Source organism: Croceibacterium salegens (genome assembly GCF_009827435.1).
In the GTDB taxonomy this organism is placed as follows: Bacteria; Pseudomonadota; Alphaproteobacteria; order Sphingomonadales; family Sphingomonadaceae; genus Croceibacterium_B; species Croceibacterium_B salegens.
The window spans coordinates 13,086-30,000 of the sequence record NZ_WTYM01000042.1; the positions used below are offsets into that span (position 1 = coordinate 13,086).

The following is a 16,915-nucleotide window of genomic DNA, read 5'->3' on the forward strand; positions in this document are numbered from 1 at the left end:
TCAGGTCACCAGCTCCGCTTTGGCGCCATCGAGCACGAGGCGCAGGACCGGCGCGAAGGTTCCTCCGAACCTGCGGACATCAGGTGGCCCATCAGGCGAACGCCAGTCGTCGACGAAACTGATGACTTCGAGGCTGGGAAGCACAAGCCAGCTGTAGGCTTGGCGCGGTGCCACGCTGGGATTGGCGAACACAAGTCCCGTACCGTTGAGCGGCTCCCACGGCCCGGACAAGCGAGCCCCAACCACGCCGTAAAGTCCGGTCGGCCCTGTCGGTCCGCTGGCATCGAAGACGTGCCGCTGGGTCGACCAGAACAGGTAATAGTGGCCGTCACGGCAGACCGCGTGCGGACGCTCGAGCTCGTTGTTGAGACCGTCCGCGCTGATAACGGGTGGAACGATGCGCCATTCGGCCAGACCTTCGCCTTCGGCTACTGCGGCCCCGACGATCCCGTTGAAATCGGACTTCGATCGCGCAGCCGATGCTGCGAAGAAGAGGTAACTGGCGCCGTCGGCAGGATCGAGGAAATAAGCCGGGTCGCGAAACGCTTTGATGGTCCCGATTGCCCCGGTGCCGGCATCGCTGGCCATGTAGTGGGCCGGGTCGGGCCGGACGATCTCCTGCAGATCGTGCCAGCCGTCGATGCGCGGCTGCCCCCGGACAAGGTCGAGCGTCGCCCGGGCCCGAAAGATGCGCTGCAAAAAGCTCGCTTGCGCCTCGCCCCGCGTACCTGTCGCAGTGAAATACAACGTCACTTCGCCGGATTCCGCGACGAGGACCGCCGAACCGGACCATTCGCGGCTGCCGGGTGAAAATCCTTCGGGCATAGCCGGGCCGAGATGGAGCCAGCCCCGATCCTGCAACTGCAACAAATGTATTCGCGCCTTGTCATGGCGCTTGTCGGGGTCAGGGTCGCGCGGGGCACCCAGAGCCATCCACAGCGAACTCCCGTCGGGGAGCACGGCGGGCATGCCGTCGGGCCGCTGGATCGGCCATGCGTCCCAGATGTCGAGATCGTCGGCAATGCGCGTGATGTCGCCGGCCTCGATCCGCGGAGCGGATGCGAGTGGCATTTGCGCTATTCCCTGCACGTGTTCGCCAGTCCAGAAGAATTGGGAGCCGGCGCGTTCCGCGTCACCCGGCCGCGTTTGCGCGACCGACGTCAACGAACTGGGTCCACCATTGCGGACCGGTCGCTGCTGCCTCGCCGTTCTACACGCTGCCAGTCCGGCATCTCACTCCACCCCTATCGAATGCTCGTTGCGTCCGACTTCCTAGTCAATCGAACTAGCAACTGCAATCGATTGCAATTGCGTGTTATCGCGCTTTCTTCCACTAGATGGCGGGTGGTCGAATGAAAACACTAGGGAGATGCGGACGAGATGCACAGACGGCAATTCATGCGGGCGACCGCGACGGTATTGGCTGGTATCGCAACAGCTCCAGACCTGAGCGTTGCTGCAGAGCCGTCAGCGTTTGATCCGGTCGCCTACCTCGATCCCGAACTTAGGGCGGCAGCACGGCAAATGCTTTCGGGAGGAGGCCTCCCGCTCGATGCCAATTCGCTTCCCGCCATGCGGGCGCAGCAGGCCGCTGGAGCAGAGCCCCCGCTGACGGACGTCCCGGTCTCGCAACGAACCGTCGTCGGAACGAACGGGATGCCTGATGTAACCGTCTACGTCGTCAACGCTGCAAAAGGCGGCGCGCGGCCCGGGATCCTCCATACCCACGGCGGCGGGCACATTCTCGGTTCGGCGAAAAGCGAGCTGCGTTACCTGCAAAACCTCGCCCGCGATCTCGACTGCGTGCTGGTGACGGTCGAATACCGTCTCGCTCCGGAAACCCGTTACACCGGCTCGATCGAGGACAACTATGCCGCTCTCAAGTGGATGCACAGTTCAGCGAACGAACTCGGCCTCGATGCAACTCGAATCGCACTGTTGGGCGAAAGTGCCGGAGGCACACATGCGGCATTGTTGGCGATAACCGCGCGCGACCGAGGCGAGGTGCCGGTGCTCTTCCAATGTCTGGTCTATCCCATGCTCGACGACAGGACCGGCAGCACTCGGCAGCTGCCGCCATGGATCGGGGCGGTGCTTTGGACGCGCGATGCGAATCGCTTCGGCTGGCGAGCTTTCACCGGCGGCGAGCCGGGTACGCTTGAAATTCCGGCAGCGGCGGTGCCAGCACGAGTAGACAATCTTGCGGGACTGCCGCCAGCCTGGATCGGCGTGGGCGGAGCCGATCTCTTCGTCGAGGAAGACATTGAATACGCCGAGCGCCTGAACGACGCAGCCGTTCCCACCGAGTTGCTGGTTTTGCCACGCGCGTTCCATGCCTTCGACCGGATCGTACCCGATGCCGGGGTCTCACGCAGGTTCACCGCCGCGAAGATGGATGCCCTGCGACGCGCATTCGGAAAGTCCGCCGACGCCTGACCCTCATGCCGCCGCGGCGGTGGCCGCCTCCGCCTTGTTGAGCCGGTAGTCATCCTCGTTGCGCTCGATGAGGCGCGCAGCGAAGGGCTGTCGCAAGACATTCCAGGTGCATTGCGCGACCAGCATTGTCGCGAACACCGCGCCGAGCACGATTGCGTACTTGCTGTCGCCAAGGGCATCGCCCAGCGCGCCCATTGCGAGCGGCGCGAAGACGGCGCTGATGCAGGTAAAAAACAGTAACAGGCCCGCGATCGAACCGTGACGGCCCTTGTCGAAACAGCTGATCCCGGTCGAATTGATCGTCGGATAGAGCACCGACATGAAAAGGCCGGTCGCTGGCAACGCGAAAATCGCAACCTCGCGCCCGCCGACGACCGCGACCCAGAAAAGCGCTGCCATCGCCGCACTGCAGGCCAACAGGACTTTCGTCCAATCGAACCGCGCCGGGAGCCAGACGCCGAGAAACCGGCCGGCCGCGCGCAACACGAAGAAGATCGAAACCGCGTAGGCGGCGAGTGCAGTCCAAGAGCCTTCGTAGGCGGCAAGGTAGGTTGGCGCCCAGACGTAAATCGCGGCTTCTGCGGCTACGTAGAGCATCAAGGCCGAGCCAAAGAACAGCGCCGTCGGATCGCCCGCCAGCCGCACTGCCTCGGTCGGCCGGGTCGGCTCGGAACGGTGGATGATCGGACGGGGGAACTTCGCCATCGCAGCGGCGAGTATCAGTGCGCCGCACAGCAGCGCCGCGATCAGGTAGACGCCCTTCCAGCTTGCTCCGACCTGCACCAGATATGCGACGATTGCCGGACCGATGATCGCGCCAACGCCGAAGAAGCCCTCTATCAGGTTCATTGTCCGGGCATGTTCGCGTGTGGAGCGCGAGAGATCGCCGATCAGCGCCAAGGCGCCCGACTTGAAAATGCCGATGCCCAGGCCCGAGACGAACAGCAGCAATACGAAGAATAGGAAGTCGTGGCCGGCGGCGAAGGCGGCGGAACTCAGGCCGAACATGATGAGCCCGATCAGGATCGTCACCTTACGGCCCAGCCGGTCGGCTAGGAAACCGAGCGCAATGGCGGAAATCGCAATGCCGGACATCGTCGCGTACTGAAACGAGCCGCCGGCAGTGAGCCCAAGATCGAATTCGCGAATGACCTCGGGAATCACGGTGCCGACGGAATCAGTCGTCATCGCGAACATCGCGAACATGGCAAAGACGAGCGCCTTCAGCACGAGCGAGCCGCCATCCGGAGTGTTTTCGGAATTAGTCTGCAAGGTGCTTCTCGAAGAAATCGACCATGATCGCATAGGCCTCGCGGGATTCGGGTAGTTCGGAATTGTAGAAGAACGCGTGGTTCATGCTGTCCCAGGCGTGGAACTGCGAATCCACACCGCCGGCGGCCAGCTTGTTGTGCGAATCGAGCGCCATCGACATCTCGAACGAGCGTGTTCCACTGATGAACAGCGTGGGCGGGAAGCGCTTCATCACCTCGATCGAGGCGACCGGATAAGCTAGCGGATCGTCCCGCCGGGCCGCATCGAGATAGCCTGGAGCGGAGGAACGGGGCGGTCCCCCACCACCTGGCTTGCGCACCAGCGGCGGTAGCATACCGTTGAGCGGCCCGGCGATGGCCGACATGTCGCCGCCGAAATATCCCCCAAGCGACGCGCAGAACACGCCGACCGCGGCTGGGTTGGGCAGGTCATGGGCTTCGAACCATGCGATCGACTGCGCGGCGAGGAAACCACCGGCAGAACAGCCAAAGAGCCCGATCCTGCTGGCATCGTAGTGCTTGAGAACCTCGCGATAGACCTTCTCGACATCCTCGCTCGCCGCCGGGAACTGGTATTCCGGCGCCATGCGGTAATCGATCGAGATCACCTTGATTTTCATCAGCGCCGCCAGCGGGACGGATTCGACCAGCGATGCCGAGCGCCCACCTGTGACAAAGCCGCCGCCGTGGAGGTTGATCAGGACCCGGTCGGCATTCTCGGGCGCGATTCCGCCGGCCGGCGTGACCACGTCGGTCACGATTCCGCCGATCGTCTCTTCGGCCACATCGACGGCGTAACGCTCGCGCATCGGCGCGAGGAAGTCGAACATGATACCGTCCTGCCGCTTGCGCTCCTCGCGGATGTCCGGGAGCGCAGCGCCGAACGGCTTGTCGACGATTACGTGCCGCATGTACTCGCGCGCTTCCTCGCTCATGAGCGGAGAAAGCGGGATGGTCACGCCGTCGAGCTGCACCGCGCCGTCTTTGGAAATTCGGTCGTCGACCGGGTCCTGCGCGGCAGCGGGCGCGACAAGCAGGCAGGCCCCGGCTGCCAGACCGCACATGATCGCAACAGGACGCCTTACCGAAGTCATTTTCCCGCGATCTCCTGCTCGAGGTCGAGCAGGCCGTTGACGATCGAATCCTCCGCGCATCCCGGCTTGAGGCGCGACGACAGGACTTCGAATGTATACTGGCCGTAGGCAGCATCGTTGGGGATATAGCCGGAAGGCGCCATGCCGCCTGTCAACGTCACCATCATCGTGTTTGCATAGGGCGACTCGCGCTTGAAGCGCTGTGCGATAAGGGTGAAGATCTCCGCGTCCACTCCGCCGATCACCACGTCCCCGATCTTTAGCATGCTGAGCTTGAGAGGGACCGGATCGGCGTCTTCATAGCTTCCGGCATAGCCCGCACGCCCCTGATCGAGACGCTTGCGGCCGGGACAGGACACGGACTTGATGGCGCCGCCGATGGCAACTTGCTGCTGCGGGCGTTGCAGGTTGTCTCGCATCACGTGCAGCACTTCTTCCGCCAGCATCAGGCCAAGCGCACTGTTCACTTGCTTCTGCTGGTCGAGAAGCAGCTGGACACGCGGATTGCCACGGTCCAGCCCTTCGCCACCCGGCGGCATGGAATTGGAAATGTCTTCGCCCCGCGCAGCGTAGTCGCGAATGCGGATTTCGCGCAGGTCGTAGGTCTGGTTGAAAAAAATCGGATTCTGGTCGCCAGAGGCACCGCTCGACCAGACCGCCACAGCGTCGCCGCCGAGCGATGCCTCGAGGTAGTTCGATGCAGCTCCAGGAATGTCGGCGCTGACCATGTCAAGATTGCCGGTGATCACCGGATGTACGGCATAGTTGTAGTAGACCCCGATTGGATCTCCACTCAATGCCTCGAATCGCATCACGCCGACCGTCTTGTCAGAAGCGCCGTCGTAGTTCGGCCCTTCCCACCAGCGATGGGTCTTGGGATCGACAATGTTTCGGTTTACGTTGATCCAGGACTTTCCGGTCCCGAAGGCCATGCGCGCGGGTTGCAGCCTTTTGACCGCCGCGCGCACAGCCTCGAAGATCTGCGCTTCGTATCCGTCGTTGCGCACAAACGGCGCGCTGTGGGTATGCGTTGCCGTGAGCATGAAATGATCGGGCGCTATGCCGAGTTCATTCGCGGCCCGTTCGCTAAGCCTCTTCCACAACGCGGTCGGGATGGCCCCGGCGTCGACCGTCACGAGGGCGGCACGGCCGTGCCCGTTGTCGACAACTATGGCGCGGGCGTAGAGCGGGTCGAGCACGCCGTGCGACTGAGGAGGAAGACTGTCCGGTGCGGGGGTTATGTCGACTTTGGCCGCGCCTGCCTGCAATCCCCCCGTCTCTTCGGTCGCGTTCGCAGGAATGGAGAGAAACGCGACCATCAGGACGACGATCAGCGCGAGCGAGCGCCTTCCGAAGCTGGATGGATGGATAACAGCCATTTTCTCTCCCAACCCTTGCGATTCTGCAATCGATTGCGATCGAGCTTAGGGCCATGTTACCGGTCAAGCAACATGACATGCAATCCGGCTCGGTGGCGATTACCCTTGACCGCGCCGGAGGTGTGGTTTCCGTAAGGCCAAAGCTTCATTGGGACAGGGCGAGACGTTGGCGAAAAAGAAGGGATCGGGCGACGAGAATTCCTCGGGCAGGCCGCAGAATATCCAGGAGCTGGCGCAAATCGCCGGGGTGTCGGCGGCCACAGTATCGCGCTCGCTCGCCGGTACTGGCAAGATTGCGCCGGCGACGCGCGAACGCATTCGCAAACTGGCCGACGAGCTTGGCTTCCGCCCCAGTACCATGGCCCGGAACCTGCGCACGGGCAGGACCGGCACCATCGGGGTGATCGTCCCGCTCGGTCACGAGAAAACCCAGCACATCTCCGACCCGTTCTTCATGACCCTGCTGGCGCATATTGCCGATCGCCTGGCCGACCGCGGATACGACCTGCTGCTCAGCCGTGTCGTACCGCATGACCCGGAATGGCTGTCGCGCCAGGTCGATTCCGGTCGTGTCGACGGGATGATCATAATCGGGCAGTCGAACCAGTCGGACGTGATCAACAGCGTCGCGCGATATTACAGGCCGATGGTCGTGTGGGGCGCGGAGCTACCGGGACAGCTCTATTGCTCGGTCGGCAGCGACAACCGGCTCGGTGGGCGGATCGCCACGGAGCACCTTCTCTCGCTGGGATGTCGCAGGCTGGCCTTCTTCGGCGATGCCTCGGTGCCCGAAGTCGAGCAGCGCCTCTCGGGATTTCGCGACGCGCTGCGCGAAGCAAGCGATGGTGCGGTCGGCGCCACGCTGCCCGTGCATTTCGTCCCCGAGCGAGCAGTGGAAGAGATCTCGGGATTTCTCGACTTGGCCGAGAATCTCGATGGCATCTTCGCGACCTCGGACTCGATTGGCATGATGGCCATCCAGGCGCTCATCGAACGAGGGCGCAGCGTACCGGGCGAGGTGAAAGTCATCGGCTTCGACGACCTCGACATTGCCCGCCGAGTCCTTCCACCTTTGAGTTCGATCAAGCAGGACCTGGAAGCAGGTGCGGATGCTTTGGTCGACCTGCTTTTCCGCAAGATCGCAGGGGAAGCGGTGGATTCGGTCCAACTTGAACCGACGTTGGCCGCACGAGGTTCGACACTCTCCGATTGAGAGAATTTGTCGCGCCGATTTACCTCTCATCGACATTGCAGTGCAATCGATTGTCTAAATTGCATTGACAGAGGTGAGTTCCTGCGAAATTTAAGGGACACTCAACAATGGACCCGCAAGGGCAATCGTTTGAAACGGGAGAGTGGACATGAGGTATTTGCGGGGCACCGCGGCAGTGGCCGCACTTGCTGCAAGCCTAGCTGCGAGCGCTGTAAATGCGCAGGAACAGCAGCAGGCGAACGATGGCGACGGCTCGGAAGCGAGTGACGACGCTAAGAAGGCGGCGACAACCACAGCCGGAGGCAACGAAATCCTTGTCACCGCTTCCAAGACCGGGGCGCAGGACATCCAGGATGTGCCGCTGGCAATCCAGGTATTCAGCGGCGACGAGCTGAAGGAACGCAACATAACCACGATCGGGGACCTCGTCTCGAGCGTCCCGGGTGCTTTCGAGGGCTTCCGCCAATCGAACGGTTCGCGATTCTACAACTTGCGCGGCAACGTAACCCAGAACGGCGACTCTCCGATCGGGTATTACCTTGACGACACACCGTTCATCGTCACCAATTTCGGTATCGCCCCGCCAGTGCGGTTCATCGACATGGAGCGCGTCGAGGTCCTCCGCGGACCGCAGGGCACTCTCTACGGGCAGGGCTCATCGGGCGGCGTGTTCATCTTCCACACCCGCGACCCGGATCTAAACAACTTCGAATACTCGTTCGAGGTCGAAGGGTCCAAGACTGTCGGCGCCGACAAGTTGAACTACGGAATGGCCGGCGCGCTCTCGGTCCCGATCGTGCAGGATCGCTTTGCAGTTCGGGTCAGTGGGGGTTTTTCACAGGACGCGGGATGGGCTGACGCCTATTTCGGCCCCTACGATGGCACCCCCGACGAGAAGGGCGTCAACAAGGCCAAGAATGACGATATCAGGGTCGTCGCCCTGTTACGGCCATTCGACAACGTCAATATTCGCGCGCAGTACTGGCACTTCCGGCCGCGCCAAGGCTTCACCGGCTTCACTGCATCGGTCGATCCGCCCTACTACCAAAACACGGCCGGGCAGGAAGGTTACTCCAACGGCAGCTTCACGCTCTGGAGCCTGACGGGGACCGTTGACTTCGACGCCTTCACCGTCACCAGCGCGACGAGCAACCTCGAAGGCGTCTTCGGGATCAATATTCCGATCTCGCCGGCAGGCTTCTTCTCGAGCCAGTTCCTGCCCAAGATGTTCGCGCAGGAACTGCGCATCAACTCTTCGACCGACGGTCCGCTGCACTGGGTCGTAGGCGGAGCCTACCAGAACGGGAAGGGACCGCAGGTGAACGCGCTGCAGATTCCGCCGTTCGGCGTCGACATCAACGCGGACAACAACACGCTGACCAAGAACTGGGCCCTGTTCGGCGAAATCAGCTACGACCTGCTCGACGGGAAGCTAGTGCCGCTGGTCGGCCTCAGAACCTATCACGACAAGCGTTCGTTCGAAGATACGGGCGGCACCGTGCCGACCAAGGCGAACAAAGAGACCTGGCGCGCCAACCTTTCGTACATTCCCAACGACGACCTGACGATGTTCATCTCGGCGGCCACCGGCTTCCGCCCCGGCATCGTCCAGTCGCGCGTCCAGGTCCAGTCGCTCGAGCTGGCCGGCGTCCCGGCAATGGTGGCGCTCGAACCGGAATCCTCGCGCAACTACGAGTTCGGACTCAAGTGGCGCAACCCGGCCCGTACCCTGAACGTCGGCCTGAATCTGTACAGTCTCAAGTACACCAACCTGCAGACTTCGGTCACGGGCGGCATCCAGGGCGTGAACGGATTCGCAAACTTCGGAGACGCGACCACACAGGGCATCGACCTCGAAGTGCGCTGGGACACACCGATCGAGGGACTCAATCTCGGGTTCGTGGGCAACGTGAACGATAGTCAGTACGATTCCGTAAATCCCGTGATTGCTGCTGCCCAGCCGCTGCTCAAGCCCGGGGACCGGCTGCTCAACACGCTCGCAAACAACTACCGTGCCGATATCAATTACAACCGCGAAATCGCCAACGATTTCGATGGTTTCGGCAACCTGTCCTTCAGCCACAGCGGCGATCGTCTGCAGGCCAACGGACTGACTGCCCAGCCGTACAACCTGCTCGCCCTGACGATGGGCATTCGCCATGCCAACTGGGAACTGGCATTCGTCGGCAACAACCTGACGGACGAACGCGGGCCGACCTTCCTCGGCACGAACGGGCCGCTATCCGGCTCAGGACCGACGCCACGTACACTCGGTTTCCGCTTCCGCATCAACTCGCGGTAAAGGACGTCGAGCCAATCTGGGAAGCGGCCGCCTGGATCATGCAGGTGGCCGCTTCGTCAATTCTGCGACCGTTTCAGCGCCGCTGAAAGAGCGTCCTGCGCTAGCGACTCCATCACCGCATAGCCGGCGCGAGTGGGATGGACTCCGTCATTGGCATAGGCTGGATCGAACGAGCCATCGGGGGCGGCAAGAGGCGCGTAATAGTCGACCCATTGTGCCCCATAGTCGTGAGCAAGCTTTTCCATCCGGGCATTGAGCTGGGGAACGACGGGCCGCGTGTCGAATTCCGGCCTCGGCAAGAGGCGGGACATCGGAGGAATTCCAGCCAGCACAACTGCGATGCCATTGGACTTCGCCATGTCGAGCATGGCGCGAATGTTTGCGACAAATTCGTCCTCGGTAATCGGCCCGGTCGCTCCGCCTATGTCGTTCGTGCCGGCCATGATGTGCACAGCCTTGGGCCTCAGCGCGACGACGTCCTGCTCGAAACGCGCCACCATCTGGCTGCTGCTCTGACCGCTTATGCCCCTGTCGACATAATCGTTGCGCTCGAAGAAGTCGGGGTCTGCCTCGATCCATCCCTCGGTGATTGAATCGCCCATAAAGACTGCAGCCGGGTGCGCCCCTCGTTCGATTAACTCAGCATTGGCGTCGCGGTAACGGCACAGGAAAGGCCAATCCTCTGCGAACTGTTTCGCTTGCTGTGCACGGAACTGGGCCCCGATTTCGCTGTCGGAGTTGAAGAAGTCGCGCGCGCGCGCGGAAAGCGCATCTAGATCCTGCGGATTGGTATCGAACTGCCGTGCAAGCTGGTCCGCCGGTCGGGGGGCGTGCACGGGACATCGGATCTTCGTCCCGTTGACAGCGGCGTATTCCCTACCCTGCACGGTGGACGACGTAGCCTGTCCGTTGGCTGTCGCCGCAATCCCGACAAGACCCAAAAAGACGACGGTTAGGCTGGTTCGCACAGCAGTCATGCGCTCTCCCGAAATGTTATGTTTCGATGCGCGAGTTTGACCGAGTGCCGCCGAAGGTGCAATCGATTACATGTACAGAAGACCCGGCGCAGACACCGCCTTTCGACTCCGGTCTCCGAATTCGGTCAGGATGCGCAAAGCCGAGATTAGGGTGGCAAAAGTGCCGACGGAATGCATTGATGGGAACAGCGGACTTTGCGCCGGCTGGCCGATCATCCGACAAAGGCCGCGAAATATGAATGCCAAGGTCGAACAGATCTATCGAGACTCCGCGCGAGAGGAGACAGAGAGGCTCGGCCTGCCAGAAATCCTCGCACGTCGGATCGAGGACGACATCGTCAGAAGGCGTCTTTGCCGAGGGGGAGTCGTAGGATCCCTGCGCGATCTCTCGGAACGATACCATGCTGGACGCGCATCAGTACGCGAAGCGGTGGGATTGTTGGAGCGCCGAGGGCTGGGGCGTTTGCGACCGGGCCCCTGTGGCGGCTTCATCGTTGCCACCCCCAGCGCCGGCGTCGTAGCGTCCGAGCTCGCTTGTTACCTGCGACTTGCCGGCACGGCGCCCCACCAATTGATGGATGCGCGTGTCCTTGTGGACTCCACTGCGGCAGAGATTTTCGCCGAAATCAAATCGGGCGGCAGCGAATATTCCCGGGAGGGGGGGCCGGTCATCAGCCTGTTTGCGCGTTGCCTGGACGAACTGACGATTGAATTGCTTGAGAAACTTTCACCAGGCCACACCGTCGAAGGCGACGGTCTTAGACGCGTGCTTGAAGTGAGCCCGTCCGAACGCCTTGCGAGAGATGTAACTGCGTTCCACTTACGTCTAGGCGAACTGCTCAATCAATTGCCCGCAAGGGTTCCGCCGCTCAAGCAAGAGACCTCGCCGAGGAACCAATACCGTACCCTAGCGACCCTCGTCGCAAGCAAGCTTGCCGTTGAAATCCAGAGCAACTTGACGGCAGGCCAGAAGCTCGGCTCCGAATGGGACCTGTGCGACAGGTTCAGCGTGAGCCGGACGACGCTGCGCCAAGCTATCCGGCAATTGCAGGACAGCGGTCTCGTCGAATCCCGGCGGGGCCGCGGAAACGGGCTGCTCGTCCGCGACATCCGCGTGACAGGTAGCGTCCGCCTGGTCCTTGCTTATCTTATCGGACAACAGATGGACCCGCGCGCCGCAGGTACTCTTCTGTTTCGGATCAATCGCCATATCCCAGCCCTCGCAGTCCATCGCGCAACTCCGAAGCAGCGTCGCGAACTTGGCGAACTTCTGGCGACAGCGAGCTTGAGCGATCCGATGGAACGCATCGACTTGCTGCGTCTCGTGCAGCGCGTCTCTCAGCTTGCCGATAGCCCGTTGATCGACCTGTTTTCGCGCTGTCTCGCGGCCTACGAGGCACGCTTCCACCCAGCGCTCGCCGAGCGCCTACCGGTTAGGTTCCAGGCCGATTACTTCGACATGGTCCGCCTCCTTCTCGACCACGCGCAAACGGACGGTGCCTTCGACCTTGAATGGGCGAAGGTACGATCCGAACAGGTGATGCTGGCGATGGCGGTCCAGCGTCCGATCTGATTGAGATTGCTCCTCTCATGAGCGGCCCGATGACGGGACGGGCCTATACATGTCCCGGGTCAGTGTGCGCGAAGCAAGCCAGTAATGCACGGCTCCCCAGGCGAAGACAGGCAGCACGCTGAGAAGCGCCAAGCGCAGTCCCTCGGTGGAAGCCCGGACGCATGCAATGTCGAGATTGGTGCCCAGCCCATCGACGCCGCGCCCCCCAGGGCATTGCGTGAAGAAGACACCTCCTGCGAAGGAATTCTCGCTGAAGACGTCGCTGAGATATCCTGCCAACGTCGGCCCCAGGCCGGCCGCAAGGATACCAACGATCAGGGCGACTACGGCGGCTGTGGTCGCCCTCATCCGCGGCCCGACCATGTTTTGCATGGTGGCGGAAGTCTGCGCCATGTGCATGGCAAGCACCAGGTTGCCGAAGAAGACGAAGGACATCGAGAGGTAGATGTCCCGGGCGAGGAACGCGCCTGCATAGATCGGTGCGCACAGCGACAGGCAGATTGCCGGCGCGCGCAAGGCCCAGCGCGGGTCCCTACGGGCGAGACGGTCGAACCAGAATCCGCCCAGCAGCATGCCTGTGCCGTTGGAAAGAAAGCTGACTAGGCCGAACATAACGCCGACAGTGGCCAGTGGCACATCGAAGCCGCGAAGGTAGAAGGGCAATACAAAATTGGCGATTGCGTTCATGGCGAAGCCGGCCAGCACGAAGCCGGTGATGAGCTGCCGGAAGGTCGGCTTTGCCCACAGATATCCGAGGACGGTCCTGAACGAGGGCGCCTCTTGAGTGCCTTCGGCAATCGCCCCTTCGGCAAGTCCCCGAGGCGGTTCGCGCAATGTGAAGAACACCAGCGCGGCGATCAGCAAGCCCGGCACCGACATGGCATAGAAAGCCGCGCGCCAGCCCCATTCGCTGGCGACCAGGCTGCCGACCGATTGGCCAAGGAGAAAACCGAACGGCGCTCCAAGCAGAATAATGCCGAGCACCGACCCGCGCCGGTTCTGGTCGAAGTGATCTGCAACAAGAGAACTCGAGACTGGTGCCGTTCCCGCCTCGCCCACGCCAACACCGATACGGCACAATAGCAGTGTGACGAAATTGGTGGCGAGGCCGCAGGCAGCTGTCATGATCGAAAATGCGGCGATGCAAGTCGCCAGCATCCTTATCCGGACGGTCCGCTCGGCGAGTACTCCAAGCGGTATGCCCAACACGGAGTAGAATATCGCGAAGCCCAAACCTTGCAGCAGACCGAGATCCGTGTCGGTCAAATGCAGGTCTTCCTTGATCGGCTGAGCAAGCACATTGAGTACCGCCCGGTCGGCAAAATTGATGATTGAGACCAGCAGCAGGGTGACCACCACCCAACGACCATAACCAGGACGGAGCAGCGGATGATCCGCATCGAGCGTTGGCCCGACGCCTTGAGGTACAGTCGCCATTATTGCTTGCCCCTCTCCCGATCGCTCCGGCTGGCCGCTACTTCGCCAGCACTTCCCCCTGCGCATGCGGCACCACGGTGACGTTGTGCGCCTGCAGGCGAGGCAGGACCTCCTCGCCGATGCGCTTGATCTGGTTCATGTACTTGCCGTGCGGCATGTCGCCCCGGTTGATCACCAGCAGCACGTTATTGGCACCTGCGTCGTCGCATTCGGCGGTAATCCGCTCAACGATTTCGTCGGCCGTGCCCAAAGGCATGTTCTGTGCCGCGCCGCGTACGGTGTCGATGTCCCATTCGTTGAAGACGGTGCCATCTTCGGCCAATGTTCCCTTGGCTCCTTCGCGCAGGTGCTCAAAGGCGGTCGACGAGTAGTACTTCGTCTTCTTCACTTCGTTCTGCCAGACCTGGTCATACCGAAGCAGCGTATTGAACAGGTACATCAAGTGGTCGCCGTATTCGTCGATCGCCTGGTCCTTGGAATCTGCCACGTAGCAATCGACCATGATGGAAATCTTGTTCGGGTCGACCTTGCGACCGTGTTTGGCCTGGCACTTGGCAAAGTAGCGGATCGTGTCCTCACGCATCGGGCCCGGGAAGACACCTGGCGTGATCGCGGCATCGTTTTCCGCCGCCCATTCGATCGACTCCTTCGATCCGGTCAGCGGTATCCAAACCGGCGGATGCGGTTGTTGCACCGGGCGCGGCCAGATGGCGACGTCGTTGAACTTGTAGAACTCGCCGTCGAAGCTGAAGCTGTCCTGCGTCCACGCGCGGCGCATGACCTCGAAGCCCTCATTGAAGCGACCGCGCGATTCATCCATCGGCACGTTGAAAATCTTGTATTCGCGTGGAGCCCCGCGGCCCACGCCGCAGATCAGTCGGCCGCCGGTCATGCAATCGAGCATGGCGATTTCCTCGGCCAGCCGCAGGGGCTCGTGGATCGGCAGCAGGTTGGCATAAACGAGGATCTTGATCTTCTCGGTCAGCTGCGAGAGCGCCGCAGCCATCAGGTTGGGCGAATTGCCCAAGCCGAAAGGCGTTCCGTGGTGTTCGTTGATGGCGATTCCATCGAAGCCCTGCTTTTCGAGCTCGACCCATGCCGAAACATGGTTGCGAAAGGTATCGATCGCGACTTGCGGTTCGAAGTGCTCCTTACCGAGGCGCGTCAGCTTCCCGTCCTTGCGGAACTTGTCAACGTTCTCGGCGTAGGCCGTCCAGTCGAATACGAAAACCTGCATTGCCTAACCTCCGCGAATTGACTCGAACGTGGGCGGGCTTAGCCGCCCATCCTTTGTGGCGCGCCGATGCGAAAATGCGCCTCTTCGAGACGGATCAGGCGCGCAAGACCCGATTGCTGCATCGGATCGGCGGCGAATGCCTTGCGCACCTCTTCGATATCGTTCGCCCGCATGACGAACAGGATGAGTTCGGATTCGGCCAGCAGCCCGGCCATTGCGATCATCCCGGAACGCTCGAGTTCGCCCATGTAAGCCGCATGTTCGGCGAATCCTTCCTGCTCGAACGCGTCCTTCGTGCGGTCCCATTTCTCGGTCCGTTCGACCATCGCCACGAAGTTCTTCGTCATTGCCAGATCACTCCTGCGCAAATCATTCGTCGAATACCGCTATGGTTCGCACCTCGAAGCTCTCGCGCTTCGGGGAATCGGGCACGCTGGTCGGGTCTTCGATCGCGGTATGGCCGCTCATCTTCCAGTCGGGATCAGCGGTGTCGAACAGCTTGAATACGAGCGCCTCGTTCGGCTGCATGTCGGCGAAGTAGTACCATTCGTGCGCCGGATTGTGTGCCATGTTGAGGCCTGCCGGCATGTCCGGCGTGAACTCCCCTTCCGGCTTTCCCAGCGAGACGTGAAGGAAATCGCCGCGATCGACGCTGCGCTTATCGCATATGGCAAGGGGGGAATTCTCGACCGGGCTGGTGCCGCGCCATACGTTTATGTTGACCAGGCGCTTGTCCTTGAGTTCGGCCACGCGGTCCGGAGCGAAGCGGGAAACCCACTGACGCAGGGCCGGCCCATTGAAATCGACATGTGCGCTAAACGCAGGTCCGCCGCCCTTCACGTCGGCGCCTCCGCGCCATATCCCCATGAACACAAACACTTCGCTGGCCCCGGTCATCTTCTTGATGAGGTTGCGCACCTGAGGGTAATAATTCTTCTCGAAATCGGCGTTGTCTGCCCAATCGATATCGACCGGGAAATCGACCAACGCGAAGCCGTGCGTATCGAAATCGGTGTCGACATTGCGGGCATTGGTAATGGTCGCCGGATGGTCTTCCATCTCGAACGAATAGCTGCCGTTCCTCTCGATCCAGCCGCCATCCGCCGCAGCTTCGGAATAGCGCACGAATGTCTCGATCTGCGCCGGAGCACCGGCCTTCGGTCTGGTTTCGCTCAGCACCTTCGCCCCGCTTTCCATTCGCGAGGAGGCTGCACTCTCGGCCAAGAGGAAAATAGTGCCGTCATTGGCTCGCCGCGGGGAGCGCGCTTTCGATCATGTCGGCAGTCTCCTCGACCGCTACGTGCTGAAGGTCGTGGGTGAAGGGCATTTCATCGACGCGCCAGGCAGGGTCTTGCCGCAGGCGTTCGGCAACGGGGATGAAGGTGTCGTTCTTGTATCCGGTCGCAACGACGTAGGTCTTCTGGGGGATCTTCTCTCGCGCGCCGCTCAGTTTCGTCCTGTCGGAGAAGCAGAACACCGATTGCGGCGTGCGCCGGTCTTCGTAGGACGTGCGGGCCTCGTCGGTCATGTGCGCGTTGAACCCCTGCAGCACCAGTCGCGGCGGGAGGACGAGATAATCGTCCGGGTCCTCCGGCAGGTGGGCGGGAAAGGCGGTCAGTTCGTTGAGGCATTCGCCGTCGTCGGGGCAAAATGCATCGAGATAGAGCAGCGAGGTGACGACGCCCTCAGGGATCAGCTCGAGCGCTTGCGTCACCGGCATGCCGCCATAGGAATGCGCGACGAGCAGGACATTCTCGAGAGCCTCGTACTTGATCAGGTTGGCGATATCCTGGGCATGCATGGCCAGGTTTACGTCGCGGCTGGTCAGGTGCGAGCGTTCGCCCAAGCCGGTAAGAGTGGGTGTGAAGACCCGGTGCCCCCTGTCGCGCAAGAGGTCGGCAACCTCGCGCCAGCGCCAGGCCCCGACCCAGGCTCCATGAACGATGACTATGGGCGCGGATTTATCGGGCATCGGCTTCTCCAAGGAATCGAAGAA

At 61.8% G+C, this 16,915-nt stretch carries 14 protein-coding genes; 4 read left to right on the forward strand and 10 right to left on the reverse strand.

Annotated features, from left to right (window positions below):
• Positions 1-1,071, reverse strand: a complete 1,071-nt coding sequence (locus tag GRI89_RS10405; RefSeq protein ID WP_159794885.1) for a glycoside hydrolase family 68 protein — start codon at positions 1,069-1,071, stop codon at positions 1-3.
• Between the two features lie 585 nt (positions 1,072-1,656).
• Between GRI89_RS10405 and GRI89_RS10410 the strand changes: the two genes are divergently transcribed.
• The gene (locus tag GRI89_RS10410; RefSeq protein WP_235913191.1) at positions 1,657-2,436 is read left to right on the forward strand and encodes an alpha/beta hydrolase; all 780 of its coding nucleotides are present in this window, start codon (positions 1,657-1,659) and stop codon (positions 2,434-2,436) included.
• A 3-nt stretch (positions 2,437-2,439) separates the two neighbouring features.
• On the opposite strand, the gene GRI89_RS10415 is transcribed toward GRI89_RS10410, so the two are convergent.
• From GRI89_RS10415 to GRI89_RS10425, 3 genes are read right to left on the reverse strand one after another with little or no spacing between them, the layout of a single operon-like run.
• Positions 2,440-3,708 (reverse strand): MFS transporter, encoded by a 1,269-nt coding sequence (locus GRI89_RS10415; protein ID WP_235913193.1) that lies wholly within the window; start codon positions 3,706-3,708, stop codon positions 2,440-2,442.
• Complete coding sequence (locus GRI89_RS10420; protein ID WP_235913195.1) at positions 3,698-4,801, reverse strand: alpha/beta hydrolase; 1,104 nt, start codon at positions 4,799-4,801, stop codon at positions 3,698-3,700. Before GRI89_RS10420 ends, GRI89_RS10415 begins: the two co-directional genes overlap by 11 nt.
• On the reverse strand, positions 4,798-6,192 hold the full coding sequence (locus GRI89_RS10425) for a neutral/alkaline non-lysosomal ceramidase N-terminal domain-containing protein (RefSeq protein ID WP_201290909.1): 1,395 nt from the start codon (positions 6,190-6,192) through the stop codon (positions 4,798-4,800). Before GRI89_RS10425 ends, GRI89_RS10420 begins: the two co-directional genes overlap by 4 nt.
• A 154-nt stretch (positions 6,193-6,346) precedes the next feature.
• Between GRI89_RS10425 and GRI89_RS10430 the strand changes: the two genes are divergently transcribed.
• Complete coding sequence (locus GRI89_RS10430; RefSeq protein WP_159794891.1) at positions 6,347-7,393, forward strand: LacI family DNA-binding transcriptional regulator; 1,047 nt, start codon at positions 6,347-6,349, stop codon at positions 7,391-7,393.
• A gap of 148 nt (positions 7,394-7,541) precedes the next feature.
• Positions 7,542-9,695, forward strand: coding sequence for a TonB-dependent receptor (locus tag GRI89_RS10435; protein WP_159794893.1), 2,154 nt, complete (start codon positions 7,542-7,544; stop codon positions 9,693-9,695).
• 56 nt (positions 9,696-9,751) lie between these two features.
• On the opposite strand, the gene GRI89_RS10440 is transcribed toward GRI89_RS10435, so the two are convergent.
• Complete coding sequence (locus GRI89_RS10440) at positions 9,752-10,672, reverse strand: DUF459 domain-containing protein (protein WP_159794895.1); 921 nt, start codon at positions 10,670-10,672, stop codon at positions 9,752-9,754.
• Positions 10,673-10,907: 235 nt separating this feature from the next.
• Between GRI89_RS10440 and GRI89_RS10445 the strand changes: the two genes are divergently transcribed.
• Positions 10,908-12,245 carry a FadR/GntR family transcriptional regulator gene (locus tag GRI89_RS10445; RefSeq protein ID WP_159794897.1) on the forward strand — a complete coding sequence of 446 codons (1,338 nt, stop codon included), beginning with the start codon at positions 10,908-10,910 and terminating at the stop codon, positions 12,243-12,245.
• 15 nt (positions 12,246-12,260) lie between these two features.
• On the opposite strand, the gene GRI89_RS10450 is transcribed toward GRI89_RS10445, so the two are convergent.
• The 5 genes from GRI89_RS10450 to GRI89_RS10470 are packed head-to-tail and all read right to left on the reverse strand — an operon-like array spanning position 12,261 to position 16,891.
• Entirely contained in the window at positions 12,261-13,682 is a 1,422-nt protein-coding gene (locus tag GRI89_RS10450) for a spinster family MFS transporter (protein ID WP_159794899.1), read from the reverse strand.
• A 37-nt stretch (positions 13,683-13,719) separates the two neighbouring features.
• Positions 13,720-14,919: an LLM class flavin-dependent oxidoreductase gene (locus GRI89_RS10455; protein ID WP_159794901.1), complete on the reverse strand. Its 1,200-nt coding sequence runs from the start codon at positions 14,917-14,919 to the stop codon at positions 13,720-13,722.
• Between the two features lie 38 nt (positions 14,920-14,957).
• Positions 14,958-15,266 (reverse strand): YciI family protein, encoded by a 309-nt coding sequence (locus tag GRI89_RS10460; RefSeq protein WP_159794903.1) that lies wholly within the window; start codon positions 15,264-15,266, stop codon positions 14,958-14,960.
• Positions 15,267-15,288: 22 nt separating this feature from the next.
• A complete protein-coding gene (locus GRI89_RS10465; protein WP_159794905.1) occupies positions 15,289-16,116 on the reverse strand; it encodes a CmcJ/NvfI family oxidoreductase in 828 nt (275 codons plus the stop codon).
• A gap of 43 nt (positions 16,117-16,159) precedes the next feature.
• A complete protein-coding gene (locus GRI89_RS10470; RefSeq protein WP_159794907.1) occupies positions 16,160-16,891 on the reverse strand; it encodes an alpha/beta hydrolase in 732 nt (243 codons plus the stop codon).
• Between the last annotated feature and the right edge of the window lie 24 nt (positions 16,892-16,915).

Bases quoted from the DNA above. Each gene is read 5' to 3' on its own strand.
- GRI89_RS10405 (WP_159794885.1), bottom strand. From the start codon at position 1,071: ATGCCACTCGCATCCGCTCCGCGGATCGAGGCCGGCGACATCACGCGC.
- GRI89_RS10410 (WP_235913191.1), top strand. From the start codon at position 1,657: ATGCCTGATGTAACCGTCTACGTCGTCAACGCTGCAAAAGGCGGCGCG.
- GRI89_RS10420 (WP_235913195.1), bottom strand. From the start codon at position 4,801: ATGACTTCGGTAAGGCGTCCTGTTGCGATCATGTGCGGTCTGGCAGCC.
- GRI89_RS10435 (WP_159794893.1), top strand. From the start codon at position 7,542: ATGAGGTATTTGCGGGGCACCGCGGCAGTGGCCGCACTTGCTGCAAGC.
- GRI89_RS10440 (WP_159794895.1), bottom strand. From the start codon at position 10,672: ATGACTGCTGTGCGAACCAGCCTAACCGTCGTCTTTTTGGGTCTTGTC.
- GRI89_RS10445 (WP_159794897.1), top strand. From the start codon at position 10,908: ATGAATGCCAAGGTCGAACAGATCTATCGAGACTCCGCGCGAGAGGAG.
- GRI89_RS10450 (WP_159794899.1), bottom strand. From the start codon at position 13,682: ATGGCGACTGTACCTCAAGGCGTCGGGCCAACGCTCGATGCGGATCAT.
- GRI89_RS10455 (WP_159794901.1), bottom strand. From the start codon at position 14,919: ATGCAGGTTTTCGTATTCGACTGGACGGCCTACGCCGAGAACGTTGAC.
- GRI89_RS10460 (WP_159794903.1), bottom strand. From the start codon at position 15,266: ATGACGAAGAACTTCGTGGCGATGGTCGAACGGACCGAGAAATGGGAC.
- GRI89_RS10465 (WP_159794905.1), bottom strand. From the start codon at position 16,116: ATGGAAAGCGGGGCGAAGGTGCTGAGCGAAACCAGACCGAAGGCCGGT.
- GRI89_RS10470 (WP_159794907.1), bottom strand. From the start codon at position 16,891: ATGCCCGATAAATCCGCGCCCATAGTCATCGTTCATGGAGCCTGGGTC.